Below are 16,013 nucleotides of genomic sequence, written 5' to 3'. Positions count from 1 at the left end.
CTGCCGCGCACCCCACGCGGGGTGCCGGGCCGTCGGCGTCCGCGAGGGTCAGACGACCTGCTGCACCTCGCCGACCAGGATCGTGACGCCCGCCTGCGCGAAGTTCGCGAGGTCCTCGTTGCCGGCCTTGCCCTCGGGGCTCGCCATCGCCGCCTGCATCGCCTCGCCCGACGGCCAGGTCAGCGTCGCGATCAGGTGGTACTGCGGGGCCGAGCCGTCGGGGCCGGGTCCGGGCCGGACGATCGTGTACGACTGCAGGTCGGGCATCTTCGACGCCAGCGGGGCGTGCACCTCGTCGTAGTGCTTGTCGAACGCCGCGGCGTCCGCGGGCGGGTGGTACAGGACGGTCAGCGACACCGACACGACACGAGCCTCCGGGGGTACGGGTCGCGGACACCGGCGTCCGCGACGTCGTCCCATCATCGAAGGCGAGTGCATCAGAGCGACAGGGGCTCCCACGATGTGGGACACGCGTGTGACATCGCGGGACGCGCGGGGCAGACTGCCTGCGTGCGCCTCACCAGCGTGATCATTATCTGCTAGCGCGTCGGCAGCTCATCGGAGCCGACGCGCAGACCTCTCGCATCCGCGGGGGGTCTTTTTTGTTGCCCGCCCCGCCCGATCCCCACCACACACGGAGAACCCGGATGTCCCGCACCACGCCCGCCGGCACGCCCCTCGGCGACGCCTTCCACGTCTACGACACCACGCTGCGGGACGGGGCCCAGCGCGAGGGCATCTCCTACTCCGTCGCCGACAAGCTCGCCGTGGCCCGGCACCTCGACGCGCTCGGCGTCGGGTTCGTCGAGGGCGGGTGGCCCGGGGCGCTGCCCAAGGACACCGAGTTCTTCGCCCGCGCCGCGTCGGGGGAGCTGCAGCTGCGCCACGCCGTGCTCGTCGCCTTCGGCGCGACGCGCAAGGCCGGGGTGCGCGCCGAGGACGACCCGCAGGTCCGTGCGCTGCTCGACTCGCAGGCGCCCGTCGTGACGCTGGTGGCGAAGTCGGACCGCCGGCACGTCGAGCGGGCGCTGCGCACGGACGTCGCCGAGAACTGCGCGATGGTCGCCGACACCGTGTCCTTCCTGCGCCGCGAGGGTCGCCGGGTGTTCGTCGACGCCGAGCACTTCTTCGACGGCTACCGGTTCGACCCCGACACCTCGCTGCGGGTGCTCGACGCGGCCATGACCGCGGGTGCGGACGTCGCCGTCCTGTGCGACACCAACGGCGGGATGCTGCCGCTCGGGCTCGCCGAGGTGGTGCGCGAGGTCGCCGACCGCACCGGCTTCCGGCTCGGCATCCACTGCCAGGACGACACCGGCTGCGCCGTCGCCAACTCCGTCGCCGCCGTCCAGGCCGGGGCCACGCACGTCCAGTGCACGGCCAACGGCTACGGCGAGCGGACCGGCAACGCCGACCTGTTCGCCGTCGTCGGGAACCTCGCGACGAAGCTCGAGATGCCGGTGCTGCCGTCGCTGCGCGACCTGACCCGCGTCTCGCACGCGCTGGCGGAGATCGCCAACCTCGCCCCCGACACCCACCAGCCGTACGTCGGGACGTCGGCGTTCGCGCACAAGGCGGGGCTGCACGCGAGCGCGATCAAGGTCGACCCGGAGCTGTACAACCACATGGACCCCGCCGAGGTCGGCAACACCCAGCGGGTGCTGGTCACCGAGATGGCCGGGCGCGCGTCGGTGGAGCTCAAGGGTGCGGAGCTGGGGCTGGACATGGCGGGCAGCCCCGAGGCCGTCTCGGCGGTCGTCGGCACGGTGAAGGAGCGCGAGGCCCAGGGCTGGTCCTTCGAGGCCGCCGACGCGTCGCTCGAGCTGCTGATGCGCGGGGCGCTGGGCGAGGAGTCGCCGGTGCCGTTCGCGCTCGAGTCCTACCGCGTGATCATCGAGAAGCGCGCCGGGGCCGACGCGGTCGCCGAGGCCACGGTCAAGCTGCTGGTCGACGGCGAGCGGCGGATCGCGACGCGGGAGGGCAACGGCCCGGTCAACGCCCTCGACGCCGCCCTCCGCGCCGCCCTGGAGCCCTCCTGCCCGTGGCTGGCCGACGTCGAGCTGTCGGACTACAAGGTCCGCATCCTCACGCCCGGCGGGTCGGCGGGCACGCACGCGGTCACCCGGGTGCTGGTGGGGACCAGCGACCACCACGGGGAATGGACGACGGTCGGGGTGCACTCCAACGTCGTCGAGGCCAGCTGGCTGGCGCTCGTCGACGCACTCGCCTTCGCCGCCCTCCGCACCCGTACCCCCGTGGCGGTCTGACCGGTCTCACACCTCGGCTCTCACACCTCGGCGGGCTCCTGCACCGGGGCCTGCGGGCGCCGGGCCCAGGCGGGGGCGTGTTCGGGCAGCAGGCCCAGCCCGAACAGCCGCGCCGGCACGAGCTGCAGCTTCGGGTGGCGCTGGACGAACCGCACCACCCGCGGCAGCTCGGTCGCCGGCGCCACCGGGGCGTCGGGGTCGACGTCGAGCGCCGCGCCCAGGATCACCCGGTGCAGCCCGCGCTGGACGCCCTGGATCACCGCCGCCGGCAACCAGCGCCGCGCCTGCACCCCGGCGAGCCGCACCGGGGAGACCGGGCCCGAGCGCAGGGTCGGGCCGACGATCCGGGCCGCGGCCACGGCGTCGGCCACCGCGAGGTTGATGCCGACCCCGCCGACGGGGGACATGGCGTGCGCGGCGTCGCCGATCAGCAGCAGTCCCGGCTTCGACCAGCGGCGGAGCCGGTCGAGCCGGACGTCGAGCAGCGACACGTCGTCCCAGGTCTGCAGCGCGCCGACGCGGTCGGTGGTCCACGGGATCAGGCGCGACATCCGGGTCCGCAGGGTGTCGACGCCCTTCGCACGCAGCTCCGCGTCGCCGCCCTTGCGGATCAGGTACCCGCACTGCCAGTAGTCGCCACGGTCGATCATCACGGCGAAGTGCCCGCGGGTGAACCGCCCGACGCCGCCCTCGGGGTCGCCCTCGAGGCGGGGCAGCCGGAACCACTCGACGTCGAGCGGGACGCCGAACGCCCGGCTGCGCAGCCCGGACGCCTCGCGCACGGTGGAGCCGCGCCCGTCGCAGCCGATCGTGAGCGTGGCCTGCAGGGTGTGCTCCGCGCCGGTGACCCGGTCCCGCCAGCGGACGCCGGACACCCGGCCCTCCTCGGTGAGCAGGCCGGTGACCTCGGCGTTGCGGACCAGGGTGAAGGTCGGCTCCTCCGCGCCGGCCGTCGCGAGCAGGTCCAGGAAGTCCCACTGCGGCGCGAGCGCGACGTACGGCCGCGGGTGGTGGAGCAGCGAGAAGTTCCCGATCTGCACGGTGCCGCCGTCCAGCATCGCCCTGATGCTCTCGACGCGGCGGTGCGGCACGGCGTCGAACCGCTCGCCGAGGCCCAGCTCGTCGAGCAGTTCGAGGGTCGAGGGATGAACGGTGTCGCCGCGGAAGTCCCGCAGGAAGTCCGCGTGCTTCTCCAGCACGGTGACCTCGACGCCCGCCCGGGCCAGCAACAGCCCGAGGACCATCCCCGCGGGACCGCCACCGACGACGCAGGCGGTGGTGCGGTCGTTATTCATCATGTGTTGAAATGTACGCCGGAATGCCTCGGGACGCCAGGGCTACCCTGGCCCCACCATGAGTACAGTTCGCGTCCGCTTCTGCCCGTCGCCCACCGGCACCCCGCACGTGGGACTCATCCGCACCGCCCTGTTCAACTGGGCGCACGCCCGCCACCACCAGGGCGACTTCGTCTTCCGGATCGAGGACACGGACGCGCAGCGGGACAGCATCGAGTCGTACGAGGCGATCCTCGACGCGCTGCGCTGGCTCGGCCTCGACTGGGACGAGGGCCCCGAGAAGGGCGGCCCGCACGGCCCGTACCGGCAGAGCGAGCGGCGCGACCTCTACCGCGACGCCCTCGGCCGGCTGGTGCAGGCCGGCGAGGTCTACGAGTCGTACTCGTCCGCCGAGGAGATCGAGGCGCGGCACCGCGCGGCCGGCCGGGACCCCAAGCTCGGCTACGACAACGCCGACCGCGACCTCACCGAGGAGCAGAAGCAGGCCTTCCGCGCCGAGGGGCGCAAGCCGGTCTACCGGCTGCGGATGCCGGACCGCGACATCACCTTCACGGACCTGATCCGCGGCGAGATCACGTTCAAGCAGGGCCAGGTCCCGGACTTCGTGCTCGCACGCGGCGACGGCACCCCGCTCTACCCGCTCACCAACCCGCTCGACGACGCCCTCATGGACATCACGCACGTCCTGCGCGGCGAGGACCTCCTCTCGTCCACTCCGCGGCAGATCGCGCTGCTGGAGGCGCTGCAGCGGGTCGGGATCGGCAACGGGCCGTTCGTGTACGCGCACCTGCCGCTGGTGACCGGCGAGGGCAACCGCAAGCTGTCCAAGCGCGACCCCGAGTCGAACCTCTTCCACTACCGCGAGCGGGGCTTCGTCCCCGAGGGCCTGCTCAACTACCTCGCCCTGCTCGGCTGGTCGATCGCCGACGACCGGGACGTCTTCTCCCTCGACGAGATGGTCGGGGCCTTCGACGTCTCCCGCGTGTCGTCGAACACGGCCCGCTTCGACCTCAAGAAGGCCGAGGCCATCAACGCCGCGCACCTGCGGGCGCTCGAGCCGGCCGACTTCGCCCGGCGCCTGGTCCCGTACCTGGCGGCCGAGGGCGTGACCGTCTCCGCCGACGACCCGGTCCTCACCGCCGCCGCGCCACTGGTCCAGGAGCGCAGCCAGGTGCTCTCCGACGCCGCGCGCATGCTGAAGTTCCTCTTCGTCTCCGAGGAGGACTTCGAGCTCGACGCCGACGCCGCCGCCAAGACCCTGGGCCCCGACGCCGACCCGGTCCTCGCCGCGGCCGTGAAGGGCCTCGAGCAGCTCGAGGAGTGGACCACGGCGGCCATCGAGGAGTCGCTCAAGGCCTCCCTGGTCGACGGCCTGGGGCTCAAGCCCCGGAAGGCCTTCGGCCCGGTGCGCGTGGCGATCAGCGGCCGGACGGTGTCGCCGCCCCTGTACGAGTCGATGGAGCTGCTCGGACGCGACCGGTCCCTGCGGAGACTGGGGGGTGCCGTGCAGGGCTCGGAGGGCGTGGTCTAGAGTCTTCTCTGCAAGGGACGCGGACACCGGAACTGCTCCGGCAGCCCGCCTGTGACTGTGTCCCCTTGGGGTATGGTGTAATTGGCAGCACGACTGATTCTGGTTCAGTTAGTCTAGGTTCGAGTCCTGGTACCCCAGCGGAAACACACGGTTTCCACGAGGCCCCGTCGTCTAGCGGCCTAGGACGCCGCCCTCTCAAGGCGGTAGCGCGGGTTCAAATCCCGTCGGGGCTACTCGAAGTTCCTCATCCCGGTTCGCCGGGATGAGCATCTTCGCTGGTGGTACGTGTGTTGGGTCCTGGCCCCGTCGTCTAGCGGCCTAGGACGCCGCCCTCTCAAGGCGGTAGCGCGGGTTCAAATCCCGTCGGGGCTACTCGGAGATCCCCATCCCGTTCGCGGGATGGGGATCTCTGCATTTCCGGACCTTTTTCCGGCGCCGACGACGCCCGGCTCCCGATGCTTTTCTCGCTGTGAGGCGGAACTCAGCGGTGAGGCGAGGCTCTCCGCTTCCCGCGAGCTTTGTGACGAGCACCAGCGCCGTTCCGGGGGTGCGGGAGAGGAGTGGTGCTCATCTCACCCGCGACCCGCCGGGGCGCAGTGGAGGTGCAGTGGAGGCGCAGTGGAGGCGCCGGGTCGAGATGAACCTCAGGGCTGTCGGATGCGGCGCCGGAACAGCCCTGACGTTCATCTCGACGGCTCGACCAGTGGCATAGGCCTCCCCGATCCAACGCAGACCTGCCCCACTGCTGCTGTCCTGCTCAGTCAACGCAACTGCGGCGGAGCTGCTACGGCGCCGCGGGGGGCGGCACCGACGGAGGCGGCACAACTGTGGTTGTGGTCGTTGTCGCGGTCGGCGGCAGCGTCGTCGTGGTGGTGGGCTGAGTGGTCGGCTGTGTCGTGGGCTGCGTGGTCGGTTGCGTCACGACCGGTGGCGGGGGGAGAACCGGCGGCTGGTTCGGCGCCGGCGCCTGGGTGCGGCGCGGGGTCGTCGGACCCGCGTCCTCCGGCGTGTCCTCGGGGGAGGGTTCAAGGGTGGCGGTCGGGGTGTCCGAGGCGGGCTCGGGGGTGGGGATCGGCGCGATCTGGCTGCTGTCGATCCGGCTGGTGGCGTTGACCGGGTTGCTGTCCGGCCACAGCGCGACCGTGGCGACCAGCGCCACCGCCGCGACCAACCCGCCTGCCCCGATCATGAGGAAGGGGGAGCGGCCCTTGCTCGGCGGGGTGTCGTCGTACTCCGCGTAGGAGTCGAAGAGCCCGCCACCGACCGCCGGGCGCTGCGGCGGACCGTCGTACCGGGTGGCGTCGGCGCTGGTCGGCAGCGCCTCGGTGGGCGCCTCGGAGTGGGCGCCGGAGTAGAGCCCGTAGGTGGGGTCGGTGTACGGGTCCCCGCCCTGCGGCGGCCCGGGCGGGCCCCACGCCTCCGTGGCGCCCGGCGCCCACTGGCCCGTGGCCGCGGGGGGCGGCCAGGCCCCGGTGCCCGCGATCTGGGTGGCCGGCGCGCCGTCGGGCCCGACCGCGCTCTGGTAACCCGTGCCGGGGCCGGCGAACGCCGTCGCCCCGAGGGCCCCGGCCCCCGCACCGGCGGCTCCGAGCGCGCCGCCCACCGCCGGGTGCGCGCCCGTGGCGCCGAGGAGCGCCTGCGGGAAGAAAGCCAGCACCGCACCCTTGGCGATGGCGTTCTTCGGGTCGGTGTCGACCGCGACCGGACGCCCGAGCTGCTCGGACACCAGCTGCGCGACGAGCGGGATCCGCGACGAGCCGCCCACCAGCAGGACCGCGGTGAGCGTATCCGGATCCGTGCCGGCGGACTCGACGGCCCGGCGCAACGCGTCGACCGTCTCGGCGATCGAGGGCCGGATGGCCTCCTCGAACTCGCTGCGGTGCAGCCGCACCGACCCGCGGTACGCCGGCATGAGCACCGGGATGGTGACCTCGGTGTCCGCCGACAGCGCCTCCTTGGCCTCGGTGCACTCGCGCCGCAGCCGGGCGACGGCGGCCAGCACGGCCGGGTCGCCCTCGTCGATGCCCGTGAACGCCTCGGGCGCGCCCTCGGCCACGTGGTCGAACACCACCTGGTCGAAGTCGACGCCGCCGAGGTGCTCGAGGCCCTCGGGCCGCCCGAGCAGGCCGAAGGGCGCGCTGATGGCCGCTCCGCCTGCGCTCCGCGGCGCGTCCTTGCGCACGACCGCGGCGTCGAACGTGCCGCCGCCGAGGTCGTAGACGGCGATCGTCGAGCCGGTGGGGACGCGCTCGCCGGCCGCGTAGTGCAGCGCGGCGGCCTGCGGCTCGGCCAGGAACGTGACCGTCAGCCCCTGCGCGTGCGCCGCGGCCGCCATCAGGTCCCGCTTGTGGGTGCCCCAGGAGGCCGGGTGCGTGACGGCGATCCGGTCGGCCGGCCCGCCCTCCTGTGCCGCGACCTTGTCCACGACCCAGCGCAGCAGCCGGGCCCACAGCTCCTCGGCGGACCAGGCGCGGCCGCCGACGACGATCGGGGTCGGGTCGCCCACGCGTCGCTTGAACTCGCGCACGACACGGTCGGGGTCGGTCACCGCGCGGCGTTCGGCGGCCTCGCCGACGAGCACCTCGCCGTCGGGGCCCAGGAAGAGCACGGAAGGGACGTCGGTGGAGCGGTCGCCGAGCGACACCATCTCGGGCGACCCGGGCCGGTCGGCACGCGAGACCGCCGCGGCGGTCCTCGTCGTGCCCACGTCGACACCGAGCAGGTAGGTCATCGTCACCGTCTTCGGTCGGTCCTCGGCGCCGACGTGCTGGGGGAGCGGGGCGCCCGTCCACTCTGTCCATCGACAGCGTGGGAGATCACGTTAGCGTCACGGACCGCCCGATTCGGGCACGGGGCCACTCCGCTGCGCCACGCGGCGTCACCCGAGCTACAGGCGGTGCTGCAGGGCCTCCGCCGCGGCCAGCAGGTCCGCCGCCCACCGCACGCCGGGCCGCCTGCCGATCCGGTCGACCGGCCCGGACACCGAGACGGCCGCCACGACCTGGCCCTGCGCGTCCCGCACGGGCGCCGAGACGCTGGCCACACCGGACTCCCGCTCGGCGACGCTCTGCGCCCACCCGCGCCGCCGGACGTCGACCAGCACCCGTTCGGTGAACGTGGCGCCGGCGAGCACGGAGCGCTGCGTGGCCGGGTCGGACCAGGCGGCGAGGACCTTCGCCCCCGAGCCGGCGGTCATCGGCAGCCGGGTGCCGACGGGCACGGTGTCCCGCAGTCCGGACGCGGGCTCGGCCGCGGCGATGCAGACCCGGTGGATGCCGTCCCGCCGGTAGAGCTGCACGCTCTCGCCGGTGATGTCGCGCAGCCGCGGCAGCACCGCGCCGGCGGCCTCGAGCAGCGGGTCGGAGTGCCCGCCCGCGAGCTCGGCGAGGGTGGGTCCGGGCCGCCACCGGCCGTCCGATCCCCGCTGCAGCAGGCCGTGCACCTCCAGGCCGACGGCCAGGCGGTGCGCGGTGGCGCGGGGCAGACCGGTGGCCTCACAGAGCTCGGAGAGCCCCATCGGCTCGTCCGCTGCTGCACGCAGCACCCCCACGGCCTTGTCGAGCACGCCGATGCCGCTAGACTGTCTCACGTCTCGATACTATCTTCCCACGATCTGGGAATCCACCACCGGGGCGCAGCGCACATCGACGAAGGAGGCGGCAGCGGTGGGACGCACGCTGGCCGAGAAGGTCTGGGACCAGCACCTGGTCCGCAAGGGCGAGGGGCAGGAGCCCGACCTGCTCTACATCGACCTGCACCTCGTGCACGAGGTGACGAGCCCGCAGGCGTTCGACGGGCTCCGGCTCGCCGGCCGCCCGGTCCGCCGCCCCGACCTCACGCTCGCCACCGAGGACCACAACGTCCCGACGCTCGACGTCCTCGCCCCGATCGCCGACCCCGTCTCGCGCACGCAGGTGGAGACCCTGCGGAGGAACTGCGAGGAGTTCGGCGTCCGGCTCTACCCGATGAATCACGCCGAGCAGGGCATCGTGCACGTCGTCGGGCCGCAGCTGGGGCTGACCCAGCCGGGCACCACGGTCGTCTGCGGCGACTCGCACACCTCCACGCACGGCGCGTTCGGCGCGATGGCGTTCGGCATCGGCACCTCCGAGGTGGAGCACGTGCTGGCCACCCAGACGTTGCCGCTCAAGCCGTTCAAGACCATGGCGATCAACGTCCACTCGTCGGACGGGCGGCTGCGGCCGGGCGTCACGAGCAAGGACGTCGTGCTCGCGATCATCGCGCAGATCGGCACCGGCGGCGGCCAGGGCTACGTGCTCGAGTACCGCGGCAACGTCATCGAGAACCTCTCGATGGAGGCCCGGATGACGATCTGCAACATGTCGATCGAGGCCGGCGCCCGGGCGGGCATGATCGCCCCGGACGAGACCACCTTCGCCTACCTGAAGGGCCGCGACCACGCGCCGAAGGGCGCCGAGTGGGACGAGGCCGTCGAGGCCTGGCGCGAGCTGCGCACCGACGCGGACGCGGTGTTCGACGCCGAGGTGGACATCGACGCGGACGTCCTCACCCCGTTCGTCACCTGGGGCACCAACCCCGGGCAGGGCCTGCCGCTGAGCGAGACCGTGCCGGACCCGGCCGCCATCGTGGACGAGAACGAGCGCGTCGCCGCCGAGAAGGCGCTCTCCTACATGGGCCTCGAGGCGGGCCAGCCGCTGCGGTCGATCAAGGTCGACACCGTGTTCGTCGGCTCCTGCACCAACGGCCGGATCGAGGACCTGCGGGCCGCCGCGGAGATCCTCGACGGCAAGCAGATCGCCGACGGCGTCCGGATGCTGGTCGTGCCCGGCTCGATGCGGGTGCGCTTCCAGGCCGAGGAGGAGGGCCTGGACAAGGTCTTCACCGCCGCCGGCGCCGAGTGGCGCTCCGCGGGCTGCTCGATGTGCCTGGGCATGAACCCGGACCAGCTCGCGCCGGGGGAGCGCAGCGCGTCGACCTCCAACCGCAACTTCGAGGGCCGCCAGGGCAAGGGCGGCCGCACCCACCTGGTGTCCCCGCTGGTCGCCGCGGCCACCGCGGTGCGCGGGACCCTGTCGAGCCCGGAGGACCTCATGGACGGGGCTGTCTGATGGAGAAGTTCAGCACCCACACCGGCATCGGCGTCCCGCTGCGCCGCTCCAACGTGGACACCGACCAGATCATCCCGGCCGTCTACCTCAAGCGCGTCACGCGCACGGGGTTCGAGGACGGGCTGTTCTCGGCCTGGCGCAACGACGAGTCGTTCATCCTCAACCAGGAGCCCTTCTCCCGGGGGTCCGTGCTGGTCGCCGGCCCGGACTTCGGCACCGGCTCCTCGCGCGAGCACGCCGTCTGGGCCCTGATGGACTACGGCTTCCGGGTCGTGATCTCGGCGCGCTTCGCGGACATCTTCCGCGGCAACTCGGCCAAGGCCGGACTGGTCGCGGCGCAGGTCGAGCAGCCGGACGTCGAGCTGCTGTGGAAGCTGCTGGAGAACGAGCCGGGCACCGAGGTGACCGTCGACCTGCAGGAGAAGACGGTGCAGGCCAAGGACCTGACCGTGCCCTTCGAGATCGACGACTACATCCGCTGGCGCCTGCTCGAGGGGCTCGACGACATCGGCCTCACCCTGCGCCACGAGGACGCGATCGGCGCGTTCGAGCGCTCCCGGCCCGCGCACAAGCCGGTCACCACGGCCTGATCCGGGCCTCCGTCGGCGGACCGCCGTCGGTACTGCGCGTGACCACAGTGGTCACGCACCGTACCGGCGGCGGTTTTTCCTTGTGCCGCAACGGCTCTTCGGCGGGAAGGCTCTTGGCGAACGGCGCAGGAGGCTCTACCGTGCGGGGCCATGAACAAGACCCAGCTGGTGGACGCGCTGGCGGCGCGCCTCGGTGACCGGCGCACCGCGGCGTCCGCAGTGGACGGAGTCCTGGACATCATCGTGGACACGGTCGGTTCCGGCGGGTCGGTGACCCTGACCGGGTTCGGCGTGTTCGAGGCGCGGGCGCGGGCGGCGCGGGTGGCCCGCAACCCGCGCACCGGCGAGACGGTCCCGGTGCCGCCGACCACGGTCCCGGCCTTCCGCCCGGGCACCGCCTTCCGGACCACGGTGGCCGGCAACGACGGCGCCGCCGCGACCGCGAAGAAGGCCCCGGCGCGCACCCCGCGGCCCGCCACCCGCGCGGCCCGCTCGTCGGGCTCGTTCGCGGCGGAGGAGACCGCGGAGGCCCCGGCACCGAAGAAGACGGCCCGCTCCACGGCCGCGAAGGCGACCGCGACCAAGGCCAAGGCGGCCGAGAAGCCGGCGGCGAAGCCCGCCGAGAAGCCGGCCGCGAAGCCCGCCGCCAAGAAGACGGCCCCCAAGGACGCGGTCAAGGAGGCGGCGGCGAAGGTCACGAAGGACAAGCCGGCCAAGAAGGCGAAGGCGAAGAAGTAGCCCCTCAGGTCGGGCTGGGGTAGTAGTCGGCGCTGCGCAGGGCGCCGGCGGGGTCCGTCGTGAGCACCCACGTGCTGCCCTTGCGGGAGGGCACGGGGGTCTTCTCCGGGTCCGGCACGCCCGTGACCGGGGGGTCGTACTCGTCGAGCAGGGTCTCGACGACGTCGGGGATCACCCCGCCCTGGCTACAGAGCACCGTGAGGCCGGGGCGGGTGAGCAGCTCACGGAAGCGGGCGAGCCCGGCGGCCGGGTCCTGCCAGTAGCCCTCCTCGCCGAGCAGCGGCTCGCGCTCGATCTTCGCCCCGTGTGCGTCGGCGTACGGGGAGATCGTGTCGACGCAGCGCACCGGCACCGCGGAGTGGAAGCGCTCCGGCGCGAACCGGCCGAGGAAGTCGACCAGGTGCTCGGCCTGCGTGCGCCCGACGCCGGAGAGCGGGCGCAGGTCGTCGTCGCCGTCCCAGTCCTTGCGGCTGCCCGCCTTGGCGTGCCGGACCAGGAGCAGTACCGAGGCCGGCGCGGTGAACCGCTCGAGGACCTCGACGTCGTGGGCGTAGCTCAGCTGCACGCCCGCCTCGGCGGGCGGGAGCCAGACCAGCTCGTCGATCTCGTCGTTGGGCACGAACCCCGTGGACTCCCGCGCCTCGGCCGACCAGTACCGGACGAGCTTGCTGCCCTCGGGCACGCGGTAGCGCACGTCGCCGAGCCGGGCGCCGAGCCGCGCCCGCACCCCGGTCTCCTCCCAGGTCTCGCGCAGCGCGCAGGCGGCGAGCGACTCGCCGTTGTCGAGCTTGCCCTTCGCGAAACCCCAGTCGTCGTACTTGGGCCGGTGCACCAGCGCGACCTGCGGGCCGGCGTTGGTCGCGCGCCACAGGACCGTGCCGGCGGCCAGGACGTCCGCCCCGAGCGCCGCGTACAGGTCAGACATCCGGGTGGCCGGCCCTCACTCGTCGACCTGCGACCGCGAGGCGTGCGCGATCATCAGCTCCGCCTGGTGGTCCCGCACCTTCTCCAGCTCGGTGCCCTTCGGCGGGGAGGGCTCCCACGTGCCGTCGCCCTCCAGCACCCAGCAGCGGGTGGCCGGGTCGAGGCAGGAGTCGAAGACGTCGCCGAGCTGCCTGGCGAGCTTCGGGTCGGCCACCCGCAGCAGCACCTCGACGCGGCGGTCGAGGTTGCGGTGCATCATGTCCGCGCTGCCGAGCCAGTACTCGTCGGCCGCCCCGAAGTGGAAGATCCGCGAGTGCTCCAGGAAGCGCCCGAGGATCGAGCGCACCTGGATGTTCTCGCTCAGCCCCGGCACGCCCGGGCGGATCGCGCAGATCCCGCGGACCACGATGTCGACCGGCACCCCGGCCTGCGAGGCCCGGTACAGCGCGTCGATCACCTGCTCGTCGACCAGGGAGTTGACCTTGATCCGGACGCGCGCGGTGGCGTCCCCGGCCCGGTGCGCCTCGACCTCGTCCTCGATGCGGCGCACGATCCCGCGCCGGACGCCGTAGGGCGCCACGAGCAGGCTGCGGTACGAGGTCTGCCGCGAGTAGCCGGTGAGCGAGTTGAACAGGTCGGTGAGGTCGGCGCCGATGGTCGGGTCGGCGGTGAGCACGCCGATGTCCTCGTAGAGCCGCGCGGTCTTGGGGTTGTAGTTGCCGGTGCCGATGTGGCAGTAGCGGCGGATGGTCGAGCCCTCCTGGCGCACGACCAGCGAGGTCTTGCAGTGCGTCTTCAGGCCGACCAGGCCGTAGACGACGTGCACGCCGGACTTCTCCAGCTCGCGCGCCCAGCGGATGTTGGCCTGCTCGTCGAAGCGCGCCTTGATCTCCACCAGCGCGACGACCTGCTTGCCGGCCGCCGCCGCGTCGATCAGGGCGTCGACGATCGGCGAGTCGCCCGACGTGCGGTACAGCGTCTGCTTGATCGCCAGCACGTTCGGGTCCGCCGCGGCCTGCTCGATGAAGCGCTGCACGCTCGTCGAGAAGGAGTCGTAGGGGTGGTGGACCATCACGTCGCCCTCGCGGAGCGTGGCGAACACGCTGCGTGGCATCTCCCGCTCGCCGAAGGCGGGGTGCGTTGCCGGGCGGAAGGGCTCGTCCTTCAGGTCGGGGCGGTCGGCGCCGTAGACCTCCCAGAGGCAGGTGAGGTCGAGCAGGCCGGGCACGGTCACGACGTCGCCCGGGTCGACGTCGAGCTCGCGCAGCAGCAGCTCCAGGACGTGCTCGCTCATGGTGTCGACGACCTCGAGCCGCACGGGCGGGCCGAAGCGGCGGCGGGCGAGCTCGCGCTCGAGGGCCTGCAGCAGGTCCTCGTCGCGGTCCTCCTCGACCTCGAGGTCGGCGTTGCGGGTCACGCGGAAGGCGTGCACCTCCGCAACCTCCAGGCCCGGGAACAGCTCGCCGAGGTGGGCGCCGATGAGGTCCTCGATCGGCAGGAACGTGACGTCCCGGCCCGGCTTGCCCTCGTCGTCCTGCACCCGGACCAGGCGCGGGACGTTGTTGGGCACCTTGACCCGGGCGAAGCGCTCGGTCCGGCTGTCGGTGTCCCGGACCGTGACGGCCAGGTTCAGCGACAGCCCCGAGATGTACGGGAAGGGGTGCGCGGGGTCGACGGCCAGCGGCGTGAGCACCGGGAAGACCTGCGCGGCGAAGTAGTCCGACAGGCGCAGGCGCTGGGTGTCGGACAGGTCGCTCCAGCGGCGGATGTGGATGCCGCTCTGGTCGAGCTCGGGGCGCACCTCGTCGAGGAACACGCGGGCGTGCGCCTCGGAGAGATGCTGGCTGCGCTCGGCGATCCGGGCGAGCTGCTCGCGCGGGGACAGCCCGTCGGCGCTGCGCACGGCCAGGCCGGTCTCGTCGCGACGCTTCAGCCCGGCCACCCGGACCATGTAGAACTCGTCGAGGTTGCTGGCGAAGATCGCGAGGAACTTGGCCCGCTCCAGCAGCGGCTGGCTGGTGTCCTCGGCCAGCGCCAGGACCCGGGCGTTGAAGTCCAGCCAGGAGAGCTCGCGGTTGAGGTAGCGGTCGTCCGGCAGCCCGCTCGGCGCGGCGGCGGTGGTCGGCGCGGGCGGGCCGATCGGGGCGGCGCCCGCCCCGTTCGCCGCGGTCGGGGCGGTGGCGGTGCTCGCGCTGGTGGGCACAGGGGCCGGGCCGGGCGCGGCCGCCTCGACCTGCGCACCCGACCGCGCGGCGCGCACCGGGGTGGCCCGCCGGCGCGGGGCGGCCTTCTTCGCGGTCGACCGACGGCGGCCGTTGGTCCCGGCGGCGCCGGTCTCGGTGTTCTCGGGGCCCGTGCTCACCGCCGGGATTCTTCCGCACCGGCCGCCCCTCCGACCCGTCGGAGCGACCGACATCCGGGTGAACTCTCGGTCACGGCTGGGTCACGAATGGCGGTTGACCTGCGACGGCGGGGTCGGTTGTGCCGGAAATCGCAGCCTTGGCGCGGGTCTCACGGTCGACCCGGCAGGCTGACGCGATGGTCGCCTCCCTCGTGCTGGTCGCCCTCGTCGTGCTCGCCGCCGTCAGCGGGGAGACGGGGCTGGGTGGGGCGTTCGCGCTCGCCGTCGTCGCGGTGCTGTGGTTCCTGGTCAACGGGCGCATGGAGGGGCCGGTCCTGCTCGTCGTCGCCCCGACCCACGGGCTCACCGGGGGTGACCTCGCCGGCGTCGCCGCGCTCGTCGTCGCGGGGTGGCGGGCTGCTGTGGTTCTGCGTCGTCGGCGGTCCGCCTGAGGGGGTGTTCCGCTCCAGGAACCGCAGCAGCTCGACGGGGAAGGGCAGGACCAGCGTGGAGTTCTTCTCCGCCGCCACCTCGACGACGGTCTGCAGCAGCCGCAGCTGCAGGGCCGCGGGATGGGAGGTCATCACCTCGGCCGCCTCGGCGAGCTGCTTCGACGCCTGCAGCTCGCCCTCGGCCGTGATCACCCGGGAGCGCCGCTCGCGCTCGGCCTCGGCCTGCCGCGACATCGACCGCTTCATCGACTCCGGCAGCACCACGTCCTTGATCTCCACGCGGTCGATGTGCACGCCCCACCCGACCGCCGGATTGTCGATCATCAGCTCGAGGCCCTGGTTGAGCCGCTCGCGGTTGGAGAGCAGGTCGTCGAGCTCGCTCTTGCCGATGATCGAGCGCAGCGACGCCTGCGCGACCTGCAGGATCGCCGAGCCGTAGTCCTGCACGTCGACGGCCACCCGCACGGCGTCGACCACGCGGTAGTAGACGACCGCGTCGACCCGGACGGTGACGTTGTCGCTGGTGATGCCGTCCTGCGCGGGGATCGGCAGCGTCACCACCTGCATGTTGATCTTCTGCATCCGGTCCGCGAACGGGACGAGCGTCGCGAGCCCCGGGCCTCGCGTCTGCGGCTGCAGCCGGCCGAAGCGGAAGACCACCCCCCGTTCGAACTGCTGCACCACACGGACGCTGGTCGCGGCGCTCACGAGCATCGTGAGTCCGACGATCGCGAGCACCATCAGCAGAACGGTCATCACGCGCCTCCAGGCAGGCCCCGATTATC

At 73.0% G+C, this 16,013-nt stretch carries 12 protein-coding genes and 3 tRNA genes; 8 read left to right on the top strand and 7 right to left on the bottom strand.

Annotation, left to right across the window (positions count from 1 at the left end; genetic code table 11):
• Positions 1-48 precede the first annotated feature (48 nt).
• On the bottom strand, positions 49-363 hold the full coding sequence (locus tag AB0B41_RS28055) for an EthD family reductase (RefSeq protein WP_358208511.1): 315 nt from the start codon (positions 361-363) through the stop codon (positions 49-51).
• A 284-nt stretch (positions 364-647) separates the two neighbouring features.
• On the opposite strand from AB0B41_RS28055, the gene cimA reads away from it, so the two are divergent.
• Positions 648-2,267 carry a citramalate synthase gene (cimA, locus tag AB0B41_RS28050; protein ID WP_358208509.1) on the top strand — a complete coding sequence of 540 codons (1,620 nt, stop codon included), beginning with the start codon at positions 648-650 and terminating at the stop codon, positions 2,265-2,267.
• A 20-nt stretch (positions 2,268-2,287) separates the two neighbouring features.
• Here the strand turns inward: cimA and AB0B41_RS28045 are convergent, their stop codons facing one another.
• The gene (locus AB0B41_RS28045) at positions 2,288-3,565 is read right to left on the bottom strand and encodes an FAD-dependent oxidoreductase (RefSeq protein ID WP_358208507.1); all 1,278 of its coding nucleotides are present in this window, start codon (positions 3,563-3,565) and stop codon (positions 2,288-2,290) included.
• A gap of 55 nt (positions 3,566-3,620) precedes the next feature.
• On the opposite strand from AB0B41_RS28045, the gene gltX reads away from it, so the two are divergent.
• The 4 genes from gltX (at position 3,621) to AB0B41_RS28025 (ending at position 5,465) form a co-directional block, all read left to right on the top strand.
• Complete coding sequence (gene gltX / locus AB0B41_RS28040) at positions 3,621-5,093, top strand: glutamate--tRNA ligase (RefSeq protein WP_358208505.1); 1,473 nt, start codon at positions 3,621-3,623, stop codon at positions 5,091-5,093.
• Between the two features lie 66 nt (positions 5,094-5,159).
• Positions 5,160-5,231: transfer RNA gene (locus AB0B41_RS28035), tRNA-Gln, on the top strand.
• Between the two features lie 22 nt (positions 5,232-5,253).
• Positions 5,254-5,326, top strand: a tRNA-Glu gene (locus AB0B41_RS28030).
• A 66-nt stretch (positions 5,327-5,392) separates the two neighbouring features.
• Positions 5,393-5,465, top strand: a tRNA-Glu gene (locus AB0B41_RS28025).
• 412 nt (positions 5,466-5,877) lie between these two features.
• On the opposite strand, the gene AB0B41_RS28020 is transcribed toward AB0B41_RS28025, so the two are convergent.
• Together AB0B41_RS28020 and AB0B41_RS28015 are read right to left on the bottom strand one after the other, a co-directional pair.
• Positions 5,878-7,824, bottom strand: a complete 1,947-nt coding sequence (locus tag AB0B41_RS28020; protein ID WP_358208515.1) for an Hsp70 family protein — start codon at positions 7,822-7,824, stop codon at positions 5,878-5,880.
• 156 nt (positions 7,825-7,980) lie between these two features.
• The gene (locus AB0B41_RS28015) at positions 7,981-8,682 is read right to left on the bottom strand and encodes an IclR family transcriptional regulator (RefSeq protein ID WP_358208503.1); all 702 of its coding nucleotides are present in this window, start codon (positions 8,680-8,682) and stop codon (positions 7,981-7,983) included.
• 76 nt (positions 8,683-8,758) lie between these two features.
• Between AB0B41_RS28015 and leuC the strand changes: the two genes are divergently transcribed.
• From leuC to AB0B41_RS28000, 3 genes are all read left to right on the top strand, one after another.
• Positions 8,759-10,183, top strand: a complete 1,425-nt coding sequence (gene leuC, locus AB0B41_RS28010) for a 3-isopropylmalate dehydratase large subunit (RefSeq protein ID WP_358208501.1) — start codon at positions 8,759-8,761, stop codon at positions 10,181-10,183.
• Positions 10,183-10,773: a 3-isopropylmalate dehydratase small subunit gene (gene leuD, locus AB0B41_RS28005; protein ID WP_358208499.1), complete on the top strand. Its 591-nt coding sequence runs from the start codon at positions 10,183-10,185 to the stop codon at positions 10,771-10,773. The genes leuC and leuD overlap by 1 nt, the downstream gene beginning before the upstream one ends.
• Before the next feature lie 150 nt (positions 10,774-10,923).
• Positions 10,924-11,511 (top strand): HU family DNA-binding protein, encoded by a 588-nt coding sequence (locus AB0B41_RS28000; protein ID WP_358208497.1) that lies wholly within the window; start codon positions 10,924-10,926, stop codon positions 11,509-11,511.
• A gap of 4 nt (positions 11,512-11,515) precedes the next feature.
• On the opposite strand, the gene AB0B41_RS27995 is transcribed toward AB0B41_RS28000, so the two are convergent.
• From AB0B41_RS27995 to AB0B41_RS27985, 3 genes are all read right to left on the bottom strand, one after another.
• Complete coding sequence (locus tag AB0B41_RS27995) at positions 11,516-12,436, bottom strand: NUDIX hydrolase (RefSeq protein ID WP_358208495.1); 921 nt, start codon at positions 12,434-12,436, stop codon at positions 11,516-11,518.
• Between the two features lie 15 nt (positions 12,437-12,451).
• A complete protein-coding gene (locus tag AB0B41_RS27990) occupies positions 12,452-14,797 on the bottom strand; it encodes an RNA degradosome polyphosphate kinase (RefSeq protein WP_358208493.1) in 2,346 nt (781 codons plus the stop codon).
• Between the two features lie 149 nt (positions 14,798-14,946).
• Positions 14,947-15,969, bottom strand: coding sequence for an SPFH domain-containing protein (locus AB0B41_RS27985; RefSeq protein ID WP_358208513.1), 1,023 nt, complete (start codon positions 15,967-15,969; stop codon positions 14,947-14,949).
• Positions 15,970-16,013 lie beyond the last annotated feature (44 nt).

Origin of the sequence: Pseudonocardia sp. NPDC049154, assembly GCF_040648315.1 — a bacterium.
Taxonomy (GTDB): domain Bacteria; phylum Actinomycetota; class Actinomycetes; order Mycobacteriales; family Pseudonocardiaceae; genus Pseudonocardia.
The sequence above is the reverse complement of the archived record's forward strand: the minus strand, read 5'-3'. Positions and strand labels throughout refer to the sequence as shown.

Coding starts and splice junctions, on each gene's coding strand:
- cimA (WP_358208509.1), top strand. CDS start 648: ATGTCCCGCACCACGCCCGCCGGCACGCCCCTCGGCGACGCCTTCCAC.
- AB0B41_RS28045 (WP_358208507.1), bottom strand. CDS start 3,565: ATGATGAATAACGACCGCACCACCGCCTGCGTCGTCGGTGGCGGTCCC.
- gltX (WP_358208505.1), top strand. CDS start 3,621: ATGAGTACAGTTCGCGTCCGCTTCTGCCCGTCGCCCACCGGCACCCCG.
- AB0B41_RS28020 (WP_358208515.1), bottom strand. CDS start 7,824: ATGACCTACCTGCTCGGTGTCGACGTGGGCACGACGAGGACCGCCGCG.
- leuD (WP_358208499.1), top strand. CDS start 10,183: ATGGAGAAGTTCAGCACCCACACCGGCATCGGCGTCCCGCTGCGCCGC.
- AB0B41_RS28000 (WP_358208497.1), top strand. CDS start 10,924: ATGAACAAGACCCAGCTGGTGGACGCGCTGGCGGCGCGCCTCGGTGAC.
- AB0B41_RS27995 (WP_358208495.1), bottom strand. CDS start 12,436: ATGTCTGACCTGTACGCGGCGCTCGGGGCGGACGTCCTGGCCGCCGGC.
- AB0B41_RS27985 (WP_358208513.1), bottom strand. CDS start 15,969: ATGGTGCTCGCGATCGTCGGACTCACGATGCTCGTGAGCGCCGCGACC.